Genomic DNA, 21,106 nt, shown 5'->3' with positions numbered 1-21,106 from the left:
GGGGCTCACGCCTCGTGCGTCTGCACGATCTCGCGCTTCTCGGCGAAGTGGCAGGCGCTCGGGTGGTCCGAGCCCGGCCGGACCTCCAGCAGCGGGACCTGCTCGGCGCAGATGTCCTGCGCCTTCCAGCACCGGGTGCGGAACCGGCAGCCCGAGGGCGGGCTCACCGGCGACGGCACGTCACCGGTGAGGCGGATGATCGCCTTGTTCTCCCGGACGGTCGGGTCCGGCACCGGCACGGCCGAGAGCAGCGCCTGGGTGTACGGGTGGGTCGGCCGCTCGTAGATCTCGTCCTCGGTGCCGATCTCCGCGATCTTGCCGAGGTACATGACCGCGACCCGGTCCGACAGGTGCCGGACCACCGACAGGTCGTGCGCGATGAAGATGTACGACAGGCCGAACTCGCCCTGGAGCTTCTCCAACAGGTTCATCACCTGGGCCTGGATCGACACGTCCAGGGCGCTGACCGGCTCGTCGCAGACGATGATCTCGGGCCGCAGGGCGAGCGCGCGGGCGATGCCGATGCGCTGCCGCTGACCACCCGAGAACTGGTGCGGGTACCGGTTGATGTGCTCCGGGTTCAGACCCACCAGGTCGAGCAGTTCCTTGACCTTGCCCTGGCGGGTGCCCTTCGGCGCCACCTCCGGGTGGATCTCGAACGGCTCGCCGATCAGGTCGCCGACCGTCATCCGGGGGTTCAGCGAGGTGTACGGGTCCTGCATCACCAGCTGGATCTGCCGGCGCAGCCGCCGCAGCGCCCCGCCGGAGAACTTGGAGATGTCCTGGCCCTTGTAGTGGACGCTGCCGGCGGTCGGCTTCTCCAGGTTCATCAGGACCCGGGCGAGCGTGGACTTGCCGCAGCCCGACTCGCCGACGACGCCGAGGGTCTCCCCGGCCTTCAGCTCGAAGGAGACGCCGTCGACCGCCTTGACGTGACCGATGGTCTTCTTGAACACCACGCCCCGGGTCACGGGATAGTGCTTGACCAGGTCACGGACCTCGAGGATGTTCTCAGTCACGGTTCACCAGCTCCTCGGCGAAGTGGCAGGCGCTGGCCCGGCCGGAACCGACCTGCAGCAGCGGCGGGACCTTCTCCCGGCAGACCGGCTGTGCCATGGGGCAGCGCGGGTTGAACGGGCAGCCCGACGGGATGTTCATCAGGTTCGGCGGGAGGCCCTTGATCGTCCGGAGCTGCTGCCCCTTCTCGTCGAGTCGCGGGATCGAGTTGATCAGGCCGATCGTGTACGGGTGCGCCGGCTTGGCGTACAGGTCGTAGACGTTGGCTTCCTCGACGATCCGGCCCGCGTACATGACCGCGATCCGGTCCGCGACGTCGGCGACGACGCCGAGGTCGTGGGTGATCAGGATCATGCCCATCTGCCGCTCGCGCTGGAGTTCGGCGAGCAGGTCCATGATCTGCGCCTGCACCGTCACGTCGAGCGCGGTGGTCGGCTCGTCCGCGATCAGCACCTCCGGGTCCAGGGCGAGCGACATCGCGATCATCGCGCGCTGCCGCATACCGCCCGAGAACTGGTGCGGGTAGCTGCTGAACCGGCCCTTGGCGTTCGGGATCTTGACCTGGTCGAGCATTTCGATCGCGCGCTTCTTCGCGTCGGCGCGGCTCATGCCGCGCCGCACCCGGAACTGCTCGGCGATCTGAAAACCGACGGTGAAGACCGGGTTCAGCGCCGAGAGCGCGTCCTGGAAGATCATCGCGATGCCCTCGCCGCGGATGCGGCGCCGCTCCTCGAAGGACATGCCGAGCATGTCCTTGCCGTGGAAGCGGACCTGCCCGCCGGTGACGAAGCCCGGCGGCGTGTCGAGGATGCCCATGACGGTCTGCGCGGTGACGCTCTTACCGGAGCCGGACTCGCCGAGCACGGCGAGGGTCTCCCCCGCGTCGACGTGGTACGTGACCCCGTTGATGACCTTGGCGACGCCGTCCCGGGTACGGAACTCCACCCGGAGGTCGTCGACCTCGAGCAACCTGCCCGAGGGGCGGCCGGACGCACCGGCCGCGGACTGCTCGGACACCAGAATGTCGGACAACTGAATCTCCCCTAGCGGAGTTTCGGATCGAGGGCCTCGCGGACCGCCTCACCGAGCATCACGAAGCTCAGGACGGCGGTGACGAGGAACGCGGCGGGGAAGAAGAGCAGGTACGGCGCGACGCGGAGGAGGTTCTGCGCCTCGTTGATCATGATGCCCCAGGAGACCACCGGGCTCTTCAGGCCGACACCCAGGAAGGACAGCGTCGCCTCGGCACCGATGTAGGAGCCGACCAGGATCGTGCCGTAGACCAGCAGCGGGGCGAGACAGTTCGGCAGCAGGTGCTTCATGATGATCCGGCCGGTGCCGGCACCCAGCGCGCGGGCGGCGACGATGTAGTCCGCTTCCTTGGTGGCCAGCACCGAGGAGCGCATCAGCCGCATCACGACCGGCCAGCCCAGCACGACCAGGGAGATGCTCACCAGGGCCATGATCTCCGCCTTGGTGTTGCTCGTGCCCGACCCGTTGAAGGTCGTCAGGATCACGATGGCACCCAGCACGAACGGCAGCCCGAAGAAGACGTCGGCGATACGGGAGAGCAGCGCGTCCACCCAGCCGCCCCGGTAGCCCGCGACGATCCCCATCGCGCCGCCGAGAAGCAGCACGCCGAGCACGGAGAGCAGGGACACCACGATGGAGGCGCGGGCGCCGTAGATCACCCGGGCGAAGACGTCGCGGCCCTGGAAGTCGTAGCCGAACCAGGCCTCGGAAGAGGGGCCGACGAGGCTGTTCTGCAGATCGCCGTTCTCCGGGTCGCCGGAGGTGAACAGCGACGGGAAGATGGTCATCAGCAGGAAGAGGAAGATGAACGCCGCGGAGATCCAGAACAGCGGCTTGCGGCGCAGGTCGCGCCAGGCGTCGCCGAGCAGGCCGCGCGGCTTGTCCTTGCGGGCGTTCTCCGGCAGACCCGCGTTGGTCGGCGCCCCGATCTCGTCGGGTGCCTGCGCGGGCGGCGTGCTGACGATCGAGGCGGCACTCGGGTCACTCATGCCAGCACCTCGCTCCGCTCGGCGCGGACACGAGTGACCTCGCACGCGGCAATGATGATTCGTTCACTGCGCTCACTCATAGCGGATCCTCGGGTCCAGGGCGGCGTAGAGCAGGTCGACCAGCAGGTTCATCAGCAGGTAGACGAGCACCAGGACCACCACGATGGAGACAACGGTAGCGCTCTCCTTGGTAATGATCGCGCGGTAGACCTGTCGGCCGATCCCGTTGATCTGGAAGATGCCCTCGGTGACGATGGCCCCGCCCATCAGGGCGCCGAGGTCGGTGCCGAGCAGGGTCACCACCGGGATGAGCGAGTTGCGCAGCAGGTGCACCCCGACCACCCGGCGCATCGGCAGGCCCTTGGCGATCGCCGTGCGGACGTAGTCGGCGCGGCGGTTCTCCGCGATGCTCGTGCGGGCCAACCGCGCGACGTACGCCATCGAGGCGCTGCCCAGCACGAAGCCGGGGACGATCAGTTCGGAGAGCCGCATCTCGTTGGAGACGGTCGGCTTGACGATGCCCCACTGCACGCCGAGCAGCCACTGGGCCACGAAGCCGATGACGAAGATCGGCAGCGCGATCAGGAAGAGGGTGGAGACGAGGACCAGGTTGTCCAGGAAGCCGTTGCGGCGCAGGCCGGTGAGCACGCCCGCGGTGAGGCCGATGACCGCCTCGATGGCGAGCGCCACCAGGGCCAGCTTCAGGGTGTTCGGGTACGCGGTGGCGATGATGTCGCCGATCTGCCGACCGCCGAACGTCTCCCCGAAGTCACCCTGGAAGAGGTTCTTCATGTAGTTGCCGTACTGCACGAGCAGCGGCTCGTCGAGCTTGAACTTCTCCGTCATCTTGTTGACGAAGCTGTCGGGGCAGGGACGCTCGCCGCACTTGCCCGCGAACGGATCGCCGGGCACCGACCACACGAGCCAGTAGATCAGGAACGTCGTCCCGATGAAGACCGGGACGAGTTGGAGTAGCCGTCTCAACAGATAACGGCCCATGGGGTGGTCCTCCAGACAGGGGGCGCGCGTCGGACGGCCGACACGGGGATGACAGACGTGGCGAGGAGCGTGGTGACACCCCTCGCGGAACGGCCCGGGTCGGGCTCACCGGTAGGTGAGCCCGACCCGGGGTCAGACCGTTCGGATCAGAGCTCGACCGAGGTGAGGTCAAGCTCACCGACGTTGGAGAGCTCCAGCTTCTTGACCTTCTCCGAGTGGCCGGACTGCTGACCACCGAAGTAGACCGGGATCGAGGGGACGTCCTGGTCGATCAGGGCGACCGCCTCGGCGTACTTGGCGTGCGCGGCCTCCAGGCTCGGCGCGGAGGCGGCTTCCTTGGCCAGCGCGTCGACCTGCGGGTTGCTGTACAGACCGTCGTTCGAGGAACCGCCGGTCACGTAGAGCGGGCCGACCCAGTTCTCGACGTCCGGGTAGTCCTGCTGCCAGCCGGCGCGGTACATGCCGGTCATCTTGTGGGCGTTGATGTTCTGGCGGAACACCGCGAAGGTCGGGACGCCCTCGGCGCGGGCGTTGATGCCGAGGTTGGTCTTGACCTGCTGCGCGACGGCCTCCATCCACTCCTTGTGGCTGGCGTCGGCGTTGTAGAACATGACCAGCTCGCCGGTGAAGCCGCCGGCCTCCGCGAGGAGCTTCTTGGCCTCCTCGACGTTGAACTGGCAGGAGGTGCAGTTGCCCGCCTTGGCGCCCGGGGTCAGCGGGTTGGCCCAGCTGTCGGCCGGCTTGCGGTTACCGAAGAAGATCTTGTCGCTGATCTCCTGGCGGTTGATCGACATCGAGATCGCCTTGCGCAGCTTCGGGTTCTTGAAGCGCTTGTCGTAGATCGGGAAGGCGATGATGCCGGTCGACGGCGTGGTGGAGGCGATGCCCCGGGCACCCAGGTCCGTCTTCCACTTGTCGCCCGCGAGCGCGGACACCGGAACCTGCTGCTGGAAGTCCAGGTTACCGGCGAGCAGGTCGTTGTAGGCCGCCGTGTCGTCCTGGTACATCTTGACGGTGACGTCCTTGATCTTCAGCTTGTCGTTCAACGAGTACTCGTCGAAGCGGGTCAGCTTGATCTCGACGTCGTCTTCCCACGACACGAACTTGATCGGGCCGTTGCCGATCGGCTTCTTGCCGAACGCCTCGGCGCCCTGGGTGAAGAACGCGTCCGGCAGCGGCATGAAGGTGCTGTAGCCGAGCTTGGTCGGGAAGACCGCGGTCGGCGCGGCGAGGGTGACCTCGAAGGTGAAGTCGTCGACGACCTTCAGGCCGGACATCTCCTTGGCCTTCGGCTCCGGGGCCTTCTGCGGGCCCTCGGCGCCGTCCGGGTCCTCGGTGTGGACGTCCTCGAAGCCCTGGATGTCGGCGAAGAAGCTGCCGTTCTGCGCGCCGTTCGGCGAGTAGGCGCCCCAGTTCCAGGCGTCGACGAAGTTCTTGGCCTTGACGACGGTGCCGTCGTGGAACTTCGTGTCCTTCTTGATCTTGATCGTGTAGACCTTGGAGTCGGTCGTCTCGATCGACTCGGCGACGGCGTTGCGCGGGGCGCTGCCGTCGTTCGGGTACTCGACCAGACCGGTCCAGATCCAGTCGATGATCGCCCCACCACCGGTCTCGGTGGTGTTCGCCGGGACCAGGCCGACCTCCGGCTGCGTGCCGTCGATGATGATCGCGCCGTCGCTGCTCGCGCCGGCGTCCCCGCCGTCGCTGTCGCTGCTCGAGCAGCCGGACGCGACGAGCGCGAACGCCGCGCCCAGCGCGACGGCGCTACTCGCCCGCTTCGAGACTCTCATTCCGAGGGGCCTCCTCTTTCTGAACCTGGATCCGTCGTGGGTTTCACGCACGTATGGGGGGTGACACACCCGGCTGCCCGCAGTGCGGGAACCGGTTTCACCGCAGTGAATTCGGGACAAGAATGATGTACCGATCCGCCGGGCCACCCCGCCCGCCGCGCTCGGCACCGCGCACACCAGACACCACGGAGCGCCATCGTCAGGCGGGCCCGTGGTGTCAGGCCGTACGGAGTGCCTCACACGAGGGGTGAGGTGCTGCCACTGTGACACCAACCGGCCCGTTCCGTGAAGGTGCCGTTATCAAGCCGTTAGTTGGTCGCCGTGTTGCCGATACTTGAAAAAAGATCATGATGTACGCCGGTAATACCGCTCTGAGCAGTAACGACATGGTTCGGCGGGGGTGCCGACCTGGGCGCTGACCCGGCGGCTGTGACCTTCCCCGCGCCTGGTCCGGCACGATCCGGGGTCGTCCGGGCGTTGGCCGTTTCTGACCATCCGGACGATGCCGACGTCGGCTGTGCGGATGCCATGGCCGACCGGGTGGACGAGGGCGCGCGGTGCCGTGCGCCTGTTCCCGCCCGACGGGCCTTCGGCGGCCGGACGAGCCCACGCGGCGCGATCCCGCCGGGAGGGGCGGAGCAGCGAACGGCCCCGGCACCGCGCGGGGCGGTACCGGGGCCGGGGAACTGACGCGTCGATCAGGCCGTGAAGCGCAGCTTGCGGCGGCGGAACAGCAGCACGGCGACGGCACCGGCGGCCAGCAGCGCCACGCCGGCGGCGATCGAGGCGGCGATCGGGGAGCCGGTCAGCGGCAGGTCGCCACCGTTGCCCGCGGGCGAGGTGGACGGGGCCGGGCTGTCGGTCGGGGCGCTCGGCGACGGCGACTCCGCGGGGGTGCTCGGCGACGGCGACTCAGCCGGGGCGCTCGGCGACGGCGACTCAGCCGGGGCGGCGGCGAACGCGGCCTCGGCCTTGGCGGTCACGGTCTCACCGGTGCTGCCACCGAGGATCAGCTTTTGCGCGGCGTAGTTGCCGGTGAAGAGGAACACCCGGCCGAAGGAGACCGAGCCCTGGGCGGAAACGGTCACCTTCACCGCACCGGCGCCGTCCGCGGTCAGCCAGAACTGCCCACCGTTGGTGGTCGTGGTGACCGGCTTGCCCTCGGCGTCGACCGCCGAGCCGCCGCTGACCGCGACGGTGATCTCGCCCGCCGGGCCCTTCATGGTGAAGGGGCCGGCCTTCTCGCCGACCGTGGCCTTGGCGCTCGCCGGGTCGACGCTCAGCTCGGCCTTCGGCTCGGGCTGGTCGGTGGCGTTGGCGACCAGGTAGTCGTGGACCTTCTTGACCACGTCGTACTGCTCCTTGACGAGCAGACCCTTGCCGTCGACCCAGTCACCGAGCGTGATGCCGTCGCTGAACTTCCAGATGGCGGTCTGGGTGCCGAAGTAGAGCAGCTGGTCGACCTCCGCCTCCGCCGGGGCGGCGGCGCCGGCGGCGGTCAGCAGCTTGGCGGAGTCGGCGTTCGGGTAGCCGTGGGTGAGCACCCACTGCACCTTGCCGAGGTTCTTCACCTGGGACTCGCTCCAGGTGCCCTCCTCGTACTTGCCGTCGATCGCCACCTTGGTGTGGTAGTCGATGCAGAAGGCGGGGACGAGCTTGCCGTCGATCTTGAGCGCCAGCGACCGCTGCGTGCCCACCTTGCCGTTGAGCATCAGCTTGGCGCTGAAGCCCGTCGCCTTGGCCACGCCGTCGGCCGGAGCGGCGGCGGCCGGCACTGCGGAGCCAAGTGCCAGCGCGCCACCAGCGACGGTCGCCAGGGCGATTTGCGCCCAGCGCCGTCCTCGTTGTCCGAACATCAGATTCGTGCACCTCTCCCCAGGGGTGACCCGCGCACGGCGGGTTGCGTGAAGCCGCCGTTCCCGCGGGATGCGCACCACCCGCACGCGAGAACGCGACGGGGCATTATGGGACGGAAATTGATCGCTTGTCAGCCCCGGTGCGCCGCATTCACCGCTTGTGTCCCAAATGACGGGGAAAAGAAATGGATCACACGAGCCGGCGGTCCGCCGCCCAGCGGGACAACTCGTACCTGTTGGACATCTGGAGCTTGCGCAGCACGTTCGACACGTGGGTCTCCACCGTCTTGATGGAGATGTAGAGCTCCTTGGCGATCTCCTTGTAGGCGTACCCCCGGGCCAGCAGCCGCAGCACCTCGCGCTCGCGGTTGGTGAGCTGGTCCAGCTCGGGGTCGGACACCGGCGCGTCGGGGCGGGCCGCGAACGCGTCCAGCACGAACCCCGCCAACCGGGGGCTGAACACCGCGTCGCCGTCGGCCACCCGGCGGACCGCGGCGGCCAGCTCGTCCGGGGAGATCGTCTTCGTGACGTAGCCCCGCGCACCGGCGCGGATCAGCCCGATCACGTCCTCCGCCGCGTCCGAGACGCTCAGCGCCAGGAACCTGACCTGCGGGTGCGTACGCCGCATCGCCTCCAGCACCGCCCGGCCCCCGCCGTCGGGCATGTGCACGTCGAGCAGCACCACGTCGGGCGACGTGGCGGCGATGCGGGTGACCGCCTCGCCGACGGTGCTCGCCTCACCCACCACCTCGACGTGCGCGCCCAGCTCGGCGCGGACCCCCGCGCGGAACATGGCGTGGTCGTCGACGAGGAAGACCCGCAGCCGCTCGGTACGGGCAGCCGCCCCCTCGACCGGTTCCATCGACTGCTCGGTCATCACTTGTCCCTCTCCGCCGTTGCCGGGTCCCGGGTGATCGGCAGGATCAACCGGACCTCGGTGCCTTCCCCCGGCCCGGAGCGGATCTCCGCCCGGCCGCCGTGCCGCTTCATCCGCCCGATGATCGAACCCCGGACCCCGTGCCGGTGGTCCTCCACCGTATCCGGGTCGAAGCCCTTCCCCCGGTCCCGGACGAAGACGCTGACCTGATCGGGCTCGACCTCCGCGTAGAGCGAGACGGTCTGCACGCCGGCGTGCCGGGCGGCGTTCACCAGCGCCTCGCGCGCCGCGGCCACCAGCGCGCCGACCCGCTCGTCGGTCTCCCGGTCGCCGACCACCACCGCCTCCACCGTGATCGCGAACGTGTCCTCGACCTCGGCGGCAGCCTGCTCCAGGGCGGCGGCGAACCGCTCGGTGGGCGAGCCGGTGGGCTTGTAGAGCCAGTTGCGCAGCGAGCGCTCCTGCCCGCGGGCGAGCCGCTGGACGGTCTTCACGTCGCTCGCGTTGCGCTGGATCAGGGCCAGGGTGTGCAGCACCTGGTCGTGGACCATGGCGGCCAGCTCGGCCCGTTCCTGCTCCCGGATGCGCCCCTCGCGCTCCGACCGGAGCTGGTTGTACGTCCGCCACAGCACCGGCGCGGCCACCACGCCGACCCCGGCGAGCCCGACCAGGGCGAAGATCACGCCGTTGAGCACGGCGTCGAAGTTCTGCGCCGGGGAGTAGACCGCGGCGACACCGATGATGCCCACCGCGACCAGCACCCCGCCGCCGATGAACCGGAGCACGAAGGCCCGGCGGTCGCTCTCCTCCACCACCGCGCCCAGCCACGGCACCGGCATGGAGTCGCCCCACTGCCGGCGCCGCTCGGGGGCGGACTGGTGCCAGATCACCCCGGCGCCGACCGCGATGATCGCCACCAGCCAGCCGGCGGTGCCCGTCGCACCGATCGAGTCGAAGACCATCACCTGCACCAGCAGTACGCCGAGGCCTATCGCCACGAACGGCAGGAGCTGGGCGACGTCCCTGCGGGGCGGTACGGCGGTGTCGCCCGGGCGCAGCGGCACGACCGCCCAGAAGGCCGCGTAGAGCAGCAGACCGAGCCCGCTCAGCCCCAGCAGCACCATGAAGGCGACGCGTACCCGCAGCACCGAGATGCCGAGGTGGTCGGCGATGCCGGCGGCCACCCCCGCGGCCATCCGGTGCTCGGGGGCGCGGTAGAGGCGGGGTGGCTGGGTCACGGCGCTGATCGGGTACTCCCTGGTCACGGCGGGCATGGGGCCGGAGCCGGCGCGCTGTCGGCGCCGGATCGATCGTCACACGGCGCGCCACCACCCGACCACGGGGACGCCCCCGACATTCGGGCCGCCGGATTCTCAGGGTGGGGTCAGGGTCGGGTCCTGAGGCCACCCGGCGGGTCGGGGCAGCAGGATCGAGGCATGACCGAGGAAGCTGCCCAGTCCGCCAGCCCCGGGGCGGCACAGCCGGGCGGGCCACCCCCCGCCGCGACACCGCCCGCCGGCTCCGCGGCGCCGCCCCCCGGGGCCCCGCCGACCGCCGCCGGGCACGCGGGGGGAACACCACCGCCCGGGGCCGGGCCCGGACCGCAGCCGTCGTTCGGCGGCGCCGGCTTCACCTCGCGGTACGGGCTGGTGCGCCCCCGCGACGGCCGCTACCTGGCCGGCGTCTGCGCGGCCATCGGCCGGGCCACCAACACCGACCCCGTCCTCTGGCGGGTGCTGCTGGCGGTGCTCGGATTCTTCGGCGGCATCGGCATCCTGGTCTACGTCACCGCCTGGCTGATCATCCCCGGCGAGGGGGACGGCGCCTCTCCCGTCGAGTCCATGCTGGGCCGGGGGCGCTCCAGCATGTCCCCGGTCACCGTGATCGTGCTGAGCATCCTGGTCGCGATCAGTTTCGGCTACATCGTCACGGACGCGTTCCGGGCGGTGCTGCTCGGTGTCACCATCCTGATCGGCGGCGCGCTGCTGCTGAACCGCGACCACCGCGACATCCAGGGCGGAGCCGTGGGCGTACCGCCCGCTCCGCCCACCGCACCGCCCGGGCCGGTGCCACCGGTCGGCTACCCCGCCCCGGTCTCGGACGCTGCCCAGCCGGCCGTGGCCGTGCCGCCCGGGGCGGGCCCCGTCCCGCCCCCGCCGGGTCCCGCCGCCCAGGCCGCCTGGAGCGCCCCGGTCCCCGGCCGGCCGACCGAGCCCACCGCCGAGCTGCCCGCGTGGCCACCGGCCGCTCCGGCCCCCGCCCGCCCCTCGACGGGTACGCCGACCGCCGGCTGGCCGCCGGCCCCGCCCACCTCCGGCTGGCCCGCCGCGACCTCGGCGGCTTCGGAGCCGACCCACCCGGTGCTCCCGCCCCGGCCCCCGAGCTACCGGCCCCCGTTCGCCCCGCACGGCCCGTACGCCGGGCCGACCGTGGTGCCGCCCGTGCTGCCGAAGCCGCGGGTGAAGCCGCCGAAGCGACCGCGCGAGCGCTCCCCCCTCGGCGCGGTGACGTTCTCGCTGATCTTCCTCGCCCTGGGCGTGGTCGCCGTCGTCGACCTGCTGGACTTCTACGACGTCGGTGCGTCGGCGTACTTCGCGGCCACGCTGGTCACCATCGGGCTCGGCCTGCTGGTCGGCACCTGGTTCGGACGGGCCCGCTGGCTGATCGCGCTCGGCTTGGTGGCCGCCGCCGCGCTCGCGACGGCCACGGTCGCCGAGTCGTACGACCGGATCCGGGGCGTCGACGGCAACGTCACCTGGGCGCCCGCCGACCACCGCGACCTCGCCCTGCGGTACGAGAACAGCTTCGGGGACACGGTGCTGGACCTGCGCGCGGTCGACTTCGACAAGAAGAACACCGAGATCACCGTCGCCGTCAACTTCGGCGAGTGCACGGTGGTGGTGCCGCCGAACGTCGACGTCACCACGGTGGCCGACGTCAACGCCGGCGACGCGGTCGTCTTCGGCAAGCGCTCCGGCGGGCTCGCCGGCAAGTTGCGGGAGGCGACAGACCTGGGCCCGGACGGCCCCGGCGGCGGCACGCTGCGGCTCTACATCCACGTGAACGCGGGCAACCTGGAGGTGACCCGGTGAAGGCCCACCGCACCGACCTCGTGTCGTTCGCCTTCGGGCTGATCTTCCTCGGACTCGCCGCCTGGTGGCTGCTCGCGCAGTTGCTCGGGCTCGCCCTCCCGCCCGTCGGCTGGTTCCTGGCCGGCGCGCTGTTCCTGATCGGACTGCTGGGCCTGGTGGGCGCGTTGCGCTCCGGGCGGTCCGCCGACGCGACCCCGCCCGCCGGGACCGACGCCGGCCCCGACGCGCCCCCGGCCCCGACCGGGCCCGCCTCGGCCCCGCCGTCGCCGGAGCCGGCCGGTTGGGCGGGGCCGGACCGACAGGCCACCGAGGTCGACCCGACGCGCTGGGATCTCGACCGGCCGACGGCGGCCGACGAGCCGGCGGCGTGGGGCGGCCCGTTGTCCGGCTGGGGCGAGCGCTCCGACTGGGGTGGTCGCTCCGACTGGGACGTGTCCGCGCCGCCGACCGGCACCCCGACGCCGGGCGGACCCACCTCGGGCGGACCGACCTCGGGAGGCCCCACGCCGAGCGGACCGACCTCGGGAGGCCCGACGAGCGGCGGGCCGGCGAGCGGCGGACCGACGAGTGGCGGGTCCGCGCCCGGCGGGCCGATGCCGGGCGGGCCGGTTACCGGGCCGCGCGCAGGGGACGAGGCCGACGAGTGGCCGACGGAGGCCGTCACGGACACCCGGCCCGAGGCCGTCGAGGACCGCACGGCCGACGTGGACGACGTCCCGCCCGGGCGGACCGACGGACCGACGGCCGGCGACGAGCGCACGCGCGGCTGACCACAGCGGTGCGGCCGGTGTCGGCGGCGGCCTATGCTGGCCGTGGAGAACTCGCCTCCGCCGGCCGACCCGCGCCGACCTGGCCGCCGCGCCGGCCGGACCCGCGCCGCCGTGGCGGTCCCGCCGCGATTCCCGTCTCTACCCCGTCAGGAGTCCGTCCGACATGACGCAGTCCCCCGCCGTGCGCACCTTCGGCCGGTCCGCTCCGGTCCGCATCGGCGAGCGAGCCGCCCGTACCCTCGTCTCCGAACTGGCCCGGATCAACGACCCGAAGGGCGCGCTGCTGGTCGGCGCGACGCCGGAGTCCGCGGTGCTGGCCGCGGCGGTCGACGCGCTGCTACCCGGCGACACCCTCACCCTGGTGCCCGCCGGCTCGACCACCCCGGCGGCCCTGCGGGAGCACGTCACCGCGCAGGGCCGCTGGGTGGCCGACCGGGTCCGCGTGGTCGACACCCTTGCCGAGGCCGAGCCCGCCGCCGTGGTCGTCGCCGGGGAGCCGCTCACCGGCACGGCCGAGGAGACCCGCGCCGCCGTCGAGGGCCTGACGAAGTACCTGACCGACGGCGCCGTGCTGAGCGTGGCCACGACCGCCACGCCGGGGCGCACCGCGGGCGCGGCCGCCGAACTGGACCGGCAGGGCGCGCTGTACGGCGTCGGCGTCGACCTGGTGCTGCGCAACACGCCGCCGCTGCGGGTGTACCGGCTCCGCTACACCCCGGCCGACGCCGCGTCGGCGGCCCGGCTGGCCCCGGCGTACCGCCCGTCCAGCGTCCCGCTGACCCGCGGCATGCACATCGACTCCAACGGGGTGGCCGCGGCCGGCATCGCGCTGGGCCTGGCGGCGGTGGCCCGGGCGACCCGGCCGAAGTCGAAGCTCTGGCTGCTGCCGGCCCTGGCCGCCGCCCCCGTGGCCGCCTTCTTCCGGGACCCGGAGCGCGACGTGCCGGAGGACCCGTCGGCGGTGGTCGCCTCGGCCGACGGCCGGGTGCTGTCCGTGCAGCGGCTGCACGACGAGCGCTTCGGCGAGGGCGAGTGGCTGCGCATCGCGGTCTTCCTGTCAGTGCTGGACGTGCACGTCAACCGCGCGCCGGTGGCCGGCAAGGTGGTCGACTACTTCGTCGCCGACGGTGGCTTCGCCAACGCGATGAAGCCGGCGGCCGAGCATAACGTGGCCGCGTACACGGTGCTGGAGACCGCGCACGGCACGGTGGTGGTGGCGCAGCGCACCGGCCTGATCGCGCGGCGGATCGTGCAGCGGGCGCCGATCGGCGCCCTGCTGGCCCGGGGTGAGCGCTTCGGCCTGATCCGGTTCGGCTCGCGCACCGACGTCTACCTGCCGGTCGACGCGGCGGAGCCGCTGGTCGGCCCCGGGGACAAGGTCGTCGGGGGCTCGACGGTCATCGCCCGCTGGCACTGACGGACGACACGGAGAAGGGGCGCCGCGGATCGCGGCGCCCCTTCTCGCGTACGTGGGTCAGGCGGTGCGGCGCTGACGCAGCCAGAGGACCGGGCCGCTGACCAGGTAACCGACCACGATCAGGGCGAAGGTGAGCCGGATGTCGATCAGCGCGCCGATCACCGGGGCCAGCCACAGCCACGGCGGCAGCTTCACCAGCCGGGCGAGCTTGGCGTACGGGAAGCTGGAGACCATGGCGAAGGCGAGCATCGCCACTCCTGCCACCTGCACGATGCCCGGTACGGGCAGCCCGATGGCGACGGTCAGGGCGAGCACGGCGGCCGCCATGGTGGTGGGTACGCCGCAGAAGAACCTGCCGTCCTTCGGCGAGACGTTGAACCGGGCGAGCCGGATCGCCGCGCACGCCGCGACGAGGGCGCAGGCCACCGCGGCGGCCGGCGTGGAGACCGAGCCGGCCAGCGAGGCGTAGACCACCACCGGGGCGGCGAGGCCGAACGAGCACATGTCGGCGAGCGAGTCCATCTGCGCGCCGAACGGGCTGGCCACGCCGAACCTGCGGGCGAGCGCGCCGTCGAGGCCGTCGAAGATGACGCAGGCGATCAGGCAGAACGCGGCGACGCGTACGTCGCCCTGCATGGCCAGGAAGATGGCCGCCATGCCGAGCATCAGGCTGCTGAGCGTGCAGGCGTTGACCACCGCGAACTTCATCCGGCGGGCGAGGGTCCGCTCGCCGGGGAGCAGCGGGATCGACATCGCCGGCTCGTCGACCGGTGTCGTGGGGCCGAGGGCGGGGCTGACCGGGACGACCGGGGCGACCTCGGCGCGCTCGACCCGGGTCAGCCCGTAGGGGCGACGCGGCCGGTCGACGTAGCGGTGCTCGGGCATCGAGTGGTCGCCGCCGTGCAGGTCACCGTCGCGGCGCCCGACGCGGACCAGCAGCACCTGTCGGGCGAGTGTGCCGCTGCGGCGCAATGGGCCCGCCCAGCGACGCCCTGCGGGACGCGGACTGTCAGTGGTACGACGCCGGCGCCAAGGGGCTCTCGGCACGTTTCCTCCATCACCGGATCGGTCTGCCGCCGCGAGGGCGGGTGTCCGGCTGTCTCGTGCCGGACCTTTCTGGCCCGGCAGCCGTTTTGCGGAGTACACCATCGCATAGGGGAGCGTGGGTTGGCGATAGCTGCCGGCGGTACTTGCAACTGGTCTAACCGTGCAAACCGCTCTCTTATTCCCATCCCGGGCTTCATCGCCCGTTTCCTCCACCAACCCCACCTCGAATGTACCGGACCCCGTCTCCCTCGGCTCGGTGAGCGGGTGCCGGCGGCGTCGATGTCCGGTTACGGACGATCCTCCGTCGGGGTGAGCGTCAGGGCGGTCAGCTCGGTGAGCGGCAACCCGGCGAGCTGCTCGGGCGTGAACCAGGCCGCGCGGGCCGTGGAGCCGCCGGCGAGCTCGGTCACCCGCGCCTCGGTGGGCACGTCGACCGCCACCCGGTAGACCACCCGGACGCCGTGCCAGTCGAGCGGGCGCCCCTCCGGGCCCAGCGCGGCCGGGTTGTGCAGGTTGTCGACGCCGATCAGCTCGACCACCCGACCGAGTTGGCCGGATTCCTCGACCAGTTCGCGCAGCAGGGCGGAGACCGGCTGCTCCCCGTGGTCGGTCCCGCCGCCGGGCAGGTGCCACCGGCCCGCGCCCGGGTAGCCGTCGGCGATCATGGTGAGCAGCACCCGACCCGCGGGGTCGGTGACCAGGCCGTACGCGCCGAAGCGCTGCCGCCGGTCGGCCGAGGGCTCGGGCTCCGTCGCCACCGCACGGGGCAGATCGGACGGCAGGGGCGACGCGGGCAGACCGAGCAGCTCGGCCGTGAACGGCATCAGCGGCATCTGCCCCGCCTCGGCGGTCGTGAACCAGCCCAGTTCGTCGGTGCCGCCGGCCGGCTCGGGTCGCGGTCGCCCGCCCCGCGCGACGACGTCGAAGACCAGGCGGTCGGTGTGCACGGCGACGCCGACGTCGCGGAAGGTCGTCACGTCGGCGAGCACCGCCCGCAGCGCGGTCACCTCGACTGTGAGGCCGGTCTCCTCGGCGAACTCGCGGACCACCGCGTGCGCCGGGTGCTCGGCGTGCTCGATCCCGCCGCCGGGCAGCTGCCAGACGCCCGGGCACGGGCACAGGGCGGAACCCCGCACCAACAACACCCGCCCGTCCGAGCCACGGCACACCCCGTACGCGCCGACCCGTCGCTGTTGCTCCACCCGCCCGTGCTCCCCCGCCCGCCCCGACCCGCTCCGTCGATCATGACGTTAGTCGCCGGGCGGCCGACGCGCCGCCCGGTCGACGCACGGGACCGGGGCGAGGGCGGGAGGGTGAGTCAGGCCAGGCGGGCCGCCTGGACGGCTTCCGCCGTCACCTCGGTCAGGCGGTCGGTGGGGAGGGCGCCCAGTTCGTCGCGGGCGAACCAGCGGGCCTCGCAGGTCGAACCGCCGACGTCGGCCACGGTGGGCGGGGCCGGCTTGTCGACCACGACCCGGTAGAAGGCGCGTACGCCGTGCCAGTCGATCGGGTAGCCCTCCGGGCCGAGGGAGGCGGCGTCGCGGTGGCTGGCCACGCCGAGCAGCTCGACGAGGCGGCCGTTCTGCCCGGTCTCCTCGACCAGTTCCCGGATCAGGGCGGCGCCGGGCTGCTCGCCGTAGTCGGTGCCACCGCCGGGCAGGTGCCAGCAGCCCGCGCCCGGGTAGCCGTCGGAGACGCGGGTGAGCAGCACCCGGTCGTCCGGATCGGTCACCACCGCGTACGCGGCGAAGCGCTGGGCGCGGTGCAGCCCGTCGGGACCGGGAACGGCGTAGAACGAGGGGAACTCCGGTGCCTCGTCCGGCACGATGTCGGCCGACGACGTGGGCAGGCCCAGGGCGCGTGCGGTGAACGAGCGCAGCGGCAGCTCGCGCGCCTCCTCCGGGGTGACCCAGCGGGCCAGGTCGGTGGGCCGGTCGACCCGGTCGGCGAGCGTCCCGCCCCGCACCGAGACCTGGAAGATCAGGCGGTCGGTGTGGATGGTGATGCCCCGCTCCGGCAGCGCCCGCATGTCGGCGAGCACGTCGTGCAGCCCGGCGACGGTGACGGAGAGGCCGGTCTCGGCGGCGGTCTCCCGGACGACGGTGTGGTGCGGGTCCTCACCGTGGTCGACCGCCCCGCCGGGCAGGGACCACGTGCCAGGGGTGCCGGAGCGCTCCGATGCGCGGACCAGCAACACCCGGCCGACTGAATCAGCACAAACTGCGTATGCCGCGATCCTGCGGAGCGGCTCCAGCATGGTGGTCACGGGGCCAAATTCTCCCCGGCCCGGATCACCTGCATCGAAAAGAGTCAGATTCCTGACTGAAAGCTCGCGTCTCAGGGGCGAGTCAGGGTATGGATCCGGGCGGTCACCGAGGCTGGTCCGACGGCGGGCGCGGACCGTGGAGGCATGACCTACACCGCCCCTTCCCAGCCCCCGTACAAGCAGCTCCGTCGCCCCATAACGGACCGGATGATCGCCGGAGTGGCCAGCGGCCTCGGCCGGTACTTCGCCGTCGACCCCACCCTGGTCCGGGTGGCCTTCGCGGTCGCCGGCCTGCTCACCGGCGGGCTCGCGCTGCTCGCGTACCCGATCATGTGGTTCCTGATGCCCGAGGAGCCGGCCGGCGCGCCCGCCTGGCCGCATCCCGCGCCCACCGTGCCACCGGCCGCCGACGCGCAGCCGGCACCGCCGGCCTACCCGCCGGCGGCGTGAGGCGCGGTCACTCCCACTCGATGGTGCCCGGCGGCTTGCTCGTCACGTCCAGCACGACGCGGTTGACCTCGGCGACCTCGTTGGTGATGCGGGTGGAGATCCGGGCGACGACCTCGTAGGGCAGGCGGGACCAGTCGGCGGTCATCGCGTCCTCGCTGGAGACCGGCCGCAGCACCACGGGGTGCCCGTAGCTGCGGCCGTCGCCCTGCACCCCGACGCTGCGCACATCGGCCAGGAGCACCACCGGGAACTGCCAGACACCCCGGTCCAGGCCGGCGGCCGTGAGCTCCTCCCGGGCGATCAGGTCGGCCTGGCGGAGCAGGTCGAGCCGCTCCCGGTCGACCGCGCCGATGATCCGGATGGCCAGGCCGGGGCCCGGGAACGGGTGCCGCCAGACCATCGCCTCGGGCAGGCCCAGCTGGAGGCCGAGCGTGCGGACCTCGTCCTTGAACAGCGTGCGCAGCGGCTCGACCAGCGCGAACTTCAGGTCCTCCGGCAGGCCGCCGACGTTGTGGTGGCTCTTGATGTTGGCGGTGCCGGTGCCACCGCCGGACTCGACCACGTCCGGGTAGAGGGTGCCCTGGACGAGGAACTCGACGTCGCCGTGGGCGGCGACCTCCCGGGCCGCCGCCTCGAAGACCCGGATGAACTCCCGGCCGATGATCTTCCGCTTCTGCTCCGGGTCGGTCACCCCGGCCAGCGCGCCCAGGAACCGCTCCTGCGCGTCGACCACCTTGAGCTTGATGCCGGTGGCGGCGACGTAGTCCTTCTCCACCTGCTCGGCCTCGCCGGCGCGCAGCAGGCCGTGGTCGACGAAGACGCAGGTGAGCTGGTCACCGACCGCCTTGTGCACCAGCGCGGCGGCGACGGCCGAGTCGACCCCGCCGCTCAGGCCGCAGATGACCTCCTTGTCGCCGACCTGCTCGCGGATCCGGGCGACCTGCTCGTCGATGATGTTCGCGGGCGTCCAGGTCGGCGCGATGCCGGCGATGTCGTAGAGGAAGCGGCGCAGCATCTCCTGGCCGTGCGCGGTGTGCCCGACCTCCGGGTGGAACTGCACGCCGGCCCGGCGGCCGGCCAGGTCCTCGAACGCGGCGACCGGCGCGCCCGCCGACTCGGCGGTCACCGTGAAGCCCTCCGGGGCCTCGGTCACGCAGTCGCCGTGGCTCATCCACACCGGCAGGTCGGCCGGCAGGTCGCGCAGCAGCACGCCGGGGTCGAGGAGGCGGGGGCGCAGCGGGGTGCCGCCGTACTCGCGGTTGCCGGTGCGGGCCACCGTGCCGCCGAGGGCCTGGGCCATCGCCTGGAAGCCGTAGCAGATGCCGAAGACGGGCACCCCGGCGGAGAACATGCCGGCGTCGATCTGCGGGGCGTCCGGCGCGTAGACGCTCGACGGGCCCCCGGAGAGGATGATCGCCGCCGGATCCTTCGCCAGCATCTCGGCGACCGGCATCGAGTGCGGCACGATCTCGGAATAGACGTTGGCCTCACGCACCCGACGCGCGATGAGCTGGGCGTACTGGGCTCCGAAGTCCACCACGAGGACGGGGCGAGGCGTGCTCATGTGCAGAAAGCCTACCGACCCGGCCCGCCCGCTCCACCGCGCCCCGCCGCACGTCACACCACCGCTGGTGATCTCGGGCCGGCCGCCCCGACGACCGGCGCGAAACAGGCGACACCGAGATCAGGGACGCAGGGCGCCCGGGGCGTCCGGTGGGACGGCGGGATGGCGCGGCGGGACCGGGGAGAGGCGGCGGTACGGCGAGCCCACGGGCGGCCTCGGGTCCTCCTCGCCCTTGTTCGGCCAGAAGGACATCGCCCGCTCGGCCTGCGCCGTGATGGTGAGCGACGGGTTCACCCCGAGGTTCGCCGAGATCGCCGCCCCGTCGACCACGTGCAGCCCCGGATGGCCGAACACCCGGTGCCACGGGTCGATGACGCCGTCGGCCGGGGTGGCGCCGATCACCGCCCCGCCGAGGATGTGCGCGGTCAGCGGGATGTCGAACGGCTCGGTCAGCGCCCCGCCGGGCGTACCGCCGATCTCCTCGGCCAGCAGGCGGGCGGCCTGGTTGCCGGCCGGGATCCAGGTCGGGTTGGGCGTGCCGTGCCCCGGCCCGGAGACCAGGCGCCGGCCGAGCAGGCCGCGCCGCAGCCGCGTGGTCAGCGAGTTGTCCGCCGACTGCATGACCAGGGCGATCACCGTACGCTCCGACCAGCCCCGCACCGAGGCCAGCCGGGCCGCCGTGCCGGGCTGACGCAGCAGGACCCCCACCCAGCGGCGGACCCGGCGCGGCCCGCCGTCGACCAGCAGCGACTGGAGCAGCCCCATCGCGTTCGAGCCCCGGCCGTAGCGGACCGGCTCGATGTGGGTCTGCGGGTCGGGGTGGAACGAACTCGTGATCGCCACGCCCTCGGTGAAGTCGAGCCCCTGCTCACGGGCCCGCCGACGGGGCACCGAGGCGCCGAGGATCGCCTCCGAGTTGGTCCGTGTCAGCTCGCCGAGGCGGGGCGAGAGCGCGGGCAGCGCCCCCTGCGCCTTCATGGTGTGCAGCAGCCGCTGGGTGCCGAGCGCGCCGGCGGCGAAGACCACCTGGTCGGCGTGGAACACCTGCCGCCGCGTACGCAGCCACGCCCCGGTACGCACGGTGTGCACCGCGTACCCGCCCCCGTCGACCGGGCGGACGGCGGTGACCGTGGTCAGCGGGTGCACCCGCGCGCCGAGCCGCTCGGCCAGCCACAGGTAGTTCTTGACCAGCGTGTTCTTCGCGCCCAGCCGGCAGCCGGTCATGCACCCCCCGCAGTGCGTGCAGCCGGTACGCTCCGGCCCGACGCCGCCGAAGTAGGGGTCGCTGACCCGCTCGCCGGGGCGGCCGATGAACACGCCGACCGGGGTGGCGTGGTAGGTGTGCCCCACCCCCATCCGGTCGGCCACCGCCCGCATCGCCCGGTCCGCGCGCGTGACGTGCGGGTACGTGGTGGCGCCGAGCATCCGCTTCGCCTGGTCGTAGTGGCGGGCCAACTCGTCGCGCCAGTCGGTGACGTCGCGCCACTGCGGGTCGGCGTAGAAGGCGTCCAGCGGCTCGTAAAGGGTGTTGGCGTAGACCAGCGAGCCGCCGCCGACCCCGGCGCCGGCGAGCACCAGCACGCCGCCGCCGGCCTTCCGGTCGGCCGGGCGCAGCAGGGTGATCCGCTGGAGGCCGTAGCAGCCGAGGCGCGGTGCCCACAGGAAACGCCGCAGCCGCCAGGAGGTCTGCGGGAACTCGTCGTCGGCGAACCGCCGCCCGGCCTCCAGCACCCCGACCGAATAGCCCTTCTCGGCCAGCCGCAGCGCGGTGACGCTGCCCCCGAAGCCGGACCCGATGACGAGCACGTCATACCGCATTACCGCATCATTACCGCTGAGTAGCCATCGCGCCAGCGCCCGATTTCGCGGGATCATGCACCCGGTCCATGATCCGGAGACTCACGCCACAACTCGGGGCACCCGGCGGGGCGTTGTCATCA

16 protein-coding genes and 1 pseudogene are annotated in these 21,106 nt (G+C 72.3%); 4 read left to right on the top strand and 13 right to left on the bottom strand.

What is annotated here, in order from left to right; all coding sequences use genetic code 11:
- Positions 1–5 precede the first annotated feature (5 nt).
- From ACGFIR_RS18995 to ACGFIR_RS18960, 8 genes are all read right to left on the bottom strand, one after another.
- Positions 6–1,019, bottom strand: a complete 1,014-nt coding sequence (locus ACGFIR_RS18995; protein ID WP_392998590.1) for an ABC transporter ATP-binding protein — start codon at positions 1,017–1,019, stop codon at positions 6–8.
- Positions 1,012–2,034 carry an ABC transporter ATP-binding protein gene (locus ACGFIR_RS18990; RefSeq protein ID WP_392999402.1) on the bottom strand — a complete coding sequence of 341 codons (1,023 nt, stop codon included), beginning with the start codon at positions 2,032–2,034 and terminating at the stop codon, positions 1,012–1,014. The genes ACGFIR_RS18995 and ACGFIR_RS18990 overlap by 8 nt, the downstream gene beginning before the upstream one ends.
- Positions 2,035–2,060: 26 nt before the next feature.
- Positions 2,061–3,038 carry an ABC transporter permease gene (locus tag ACGFIR_RS18985; protein ID WP_392998588.1) on the bottom strand — a complete coding sequence of 326 codons (978 nt, stop codon included), beginning with the start codon at positions 3,036–3,038 and terminating at the stop codon, positions 2,061–2,063.
- A gap of 72 nt (positions 3,039–3,110) precedes the next feature.
- A complete protein-coding gene (locus tag ACGFIR_RS18980; protein ID WP_392998586.1) occupies positions 3,111–4,037 on the bottom strand; it encodes an ABC transporter permease in 927 nt (308 codons plus the stop codon).
- 146 nt (positions 4,038–4,183) lie between these two features.
- The gene (locus ACGFIR_RS18975; protein WP_392998584.1) at positions 4,184–5,827 is read right to left on the bottom strand and encodes an ABC transporter substrate-binding protein; all 1,644 of its coding nucleotides are present in this window, start codon (positions 5,825–5,827) and stop codon (positions 4,184–4,186) included.
- 698 nt (positions 5,828–6,525) lie between these two features.
- A complete protein-coding gene (locus ACGFIR_RS18970) occupies positions 6,526–7,683 on the bottom strand; it encodes a Cys-Gln thioester bond-forming surface protein (RefSeq protein ID WP_392998582.1) in 1,158 nt (385 codons plus the stop codon).
- A gap of 190 nt (positions 7,684–7,873) precedes the next feature.
- Positions 7,874–8,560, bottom strand: a complete 687-nt coding sequence (locus ACGFIR_RS18965; protein ID WP_392998580.1) for a response regulator — start codon at positions 8,558–8,560, stop codon at positions 7,874–7,876.
- On the bottom strand, positions 8,560–9,825 hold the full coding sequence (locus tag ACGFIR_RS18960) for a PspC domain-containing protein (RefSeq protein WP_392998578.1): 1,266 nt from the start codon (positions 9,823–9,825) through the stop codon (positions 8,560–8,562). The genes ACGFIR_RS18965 and ACGFIR_RS18960 overlap by 1 nt, the downstream gene beginning before the upstream one ends.
- A 171-nt stretch (positions 9,826–9,996) precedes the next feature.
- Between ACGFIR_RS18960 and ACGFIR_RS18955 the strand changes: the two genes are divergently transcribed.
- From ACGFIR_RS18955 to ACGFIR_RS18945, 3 genes and pseudogenes are all read left to right on the top strand, one after another.
- On the top strand, positions 9,997–11,652 hold the full coding sequence (locus tag ACGFIR_RS18955; protein WP_392998576.1) for a PspC domain-containing protein: 1,656 nt from the start codon (positions 9,997–9,999) through the stop codon (positions 11,650–11,652).
- Positions 11,649–11,909, top strand: a pseudogene (locus tag ACGFIR_RS18950) (hypothetical protein); the annotation flags it as partial. The gene ACGFIR_RS18955 and the pseudogene ACGFIR_RS18950, both read left to right, overlap by 4 nt.
- A 676-nt stretch (positions 11,910–12,585) precedes the next feature.
- A complete protein-coding gene (locus tag ACGFIR_RS18945; protein ID WP_392998574.1) occupies positions 12,586–13,839 on the top strand; it encodes a phosphatidylserine decarboxylase in 1,254 nt (417 codons plus the stop codon).
- 57 nt (positions 13,840–13,896) lie between these two features.
- On the opposite strand, the gene ACGFIR_RS18940 is transcribed toward ACGFIR_RS18945, so the two are convergent.
- The 3 genes from ACGFIR_RS18940 to ACGFIR_RS18930 form a co-directional block, all read right to left on the bottom strand.
- On the bottom strand, positions 13,897–14,811 hold the full coding sequence (locus tag ACGFIR_RS18940; protein ID WP_392998572.1) for a CDP-alcohol phosphatidyltransferase family protein: 915 nt from the start codon (positions 14,809–14,811) through the stop codon (positions 13,897–13,899).
- A gap of 362 nt (positions 14,812–15,173) precedes the next feature.
- Complete coding sequence (locus tag ACGFIR_RS18935) at positions 15,174–16,088, bottom strand: NUDIX hydrolase (protein ID WP_393146247.1); 915 nt, start codon at positions 16,086–16,088, stop codon at positions 15,174–15,176.
- 116 nt (positions 16,089–16,204) lie between these two features.
- Complete coding sequence (locus tag ACGFIR_RS18930; protein ID WP_392998568.1) at positions 16,205–17,152, bottom strand: NUDIX domain-containing protein; 948 nt, start codon at positions 17,150–17,152, stop codon at positions 16,205–16,207.
- Positions 17,153–17,296: 144 nt separating this feature from the next.
- Here ACGFIR_RS18930 and ACGFIR_RS18925 point away from each other — a divergent pair, with 144 nt between their 5' ends.
- Positions 17,297–17,602, top strand: a complete 306-nt coding sequence (locus ACGFIR_RS18925) for a PspC domain-containing protein (RefSeq protein ID WP_393146245.1) — start codon at positions 17,297–17,299, stop codon at positions 17,600–17,602.
- 7 nt (positions 17,603–17,609) lie between these two features.
- Here ACGFIR_RS18925 and guaA read toward each other — a convergent pair whose 3' ends face one another.
- Positions 17,610–19,166: a glutamine-hydrolyzing GMP synthase gene (guaA, locus tag ACGFIR_RS18920; protein ID WP_393146243.1), complete on the bottom strand. Its 1,557-nt coding sequence runs from the start codon at positions 19,164–19,166 to the stop codon at positions 17,610–17,612.
- Positions 19,167–19,286: 120 nt separating this feature from the next.
- On the bottom strand, positions 19,287–20,984 hold the full coding sequence (locus ACGFIR_RS18915; protein WP_392998562.1) for an FAD-dependent oxidoreductase: 1,698 nt from the start codon (positions 20,982–20,984) through the stop codon (positions 19,287–19,289).
- Positions 20,985–21,106 lie beyond the last annotated feature (122 nt).

Source organism: Micromonospora sp. NPDC049051 (genome assembly GCF_043197575.1).
Taxonomy (GTDB): domain Bacteria; phylum Actinomycetota; class Actinomycetes; order Mycobacteriales; family Micromonosporaceae; genus Micromonospora.
The sequence above is the reverse complement of the archived record's forward strand: the minus strand, read 5'-3'. Positions and strand labels throughout refer to the sequence as shown.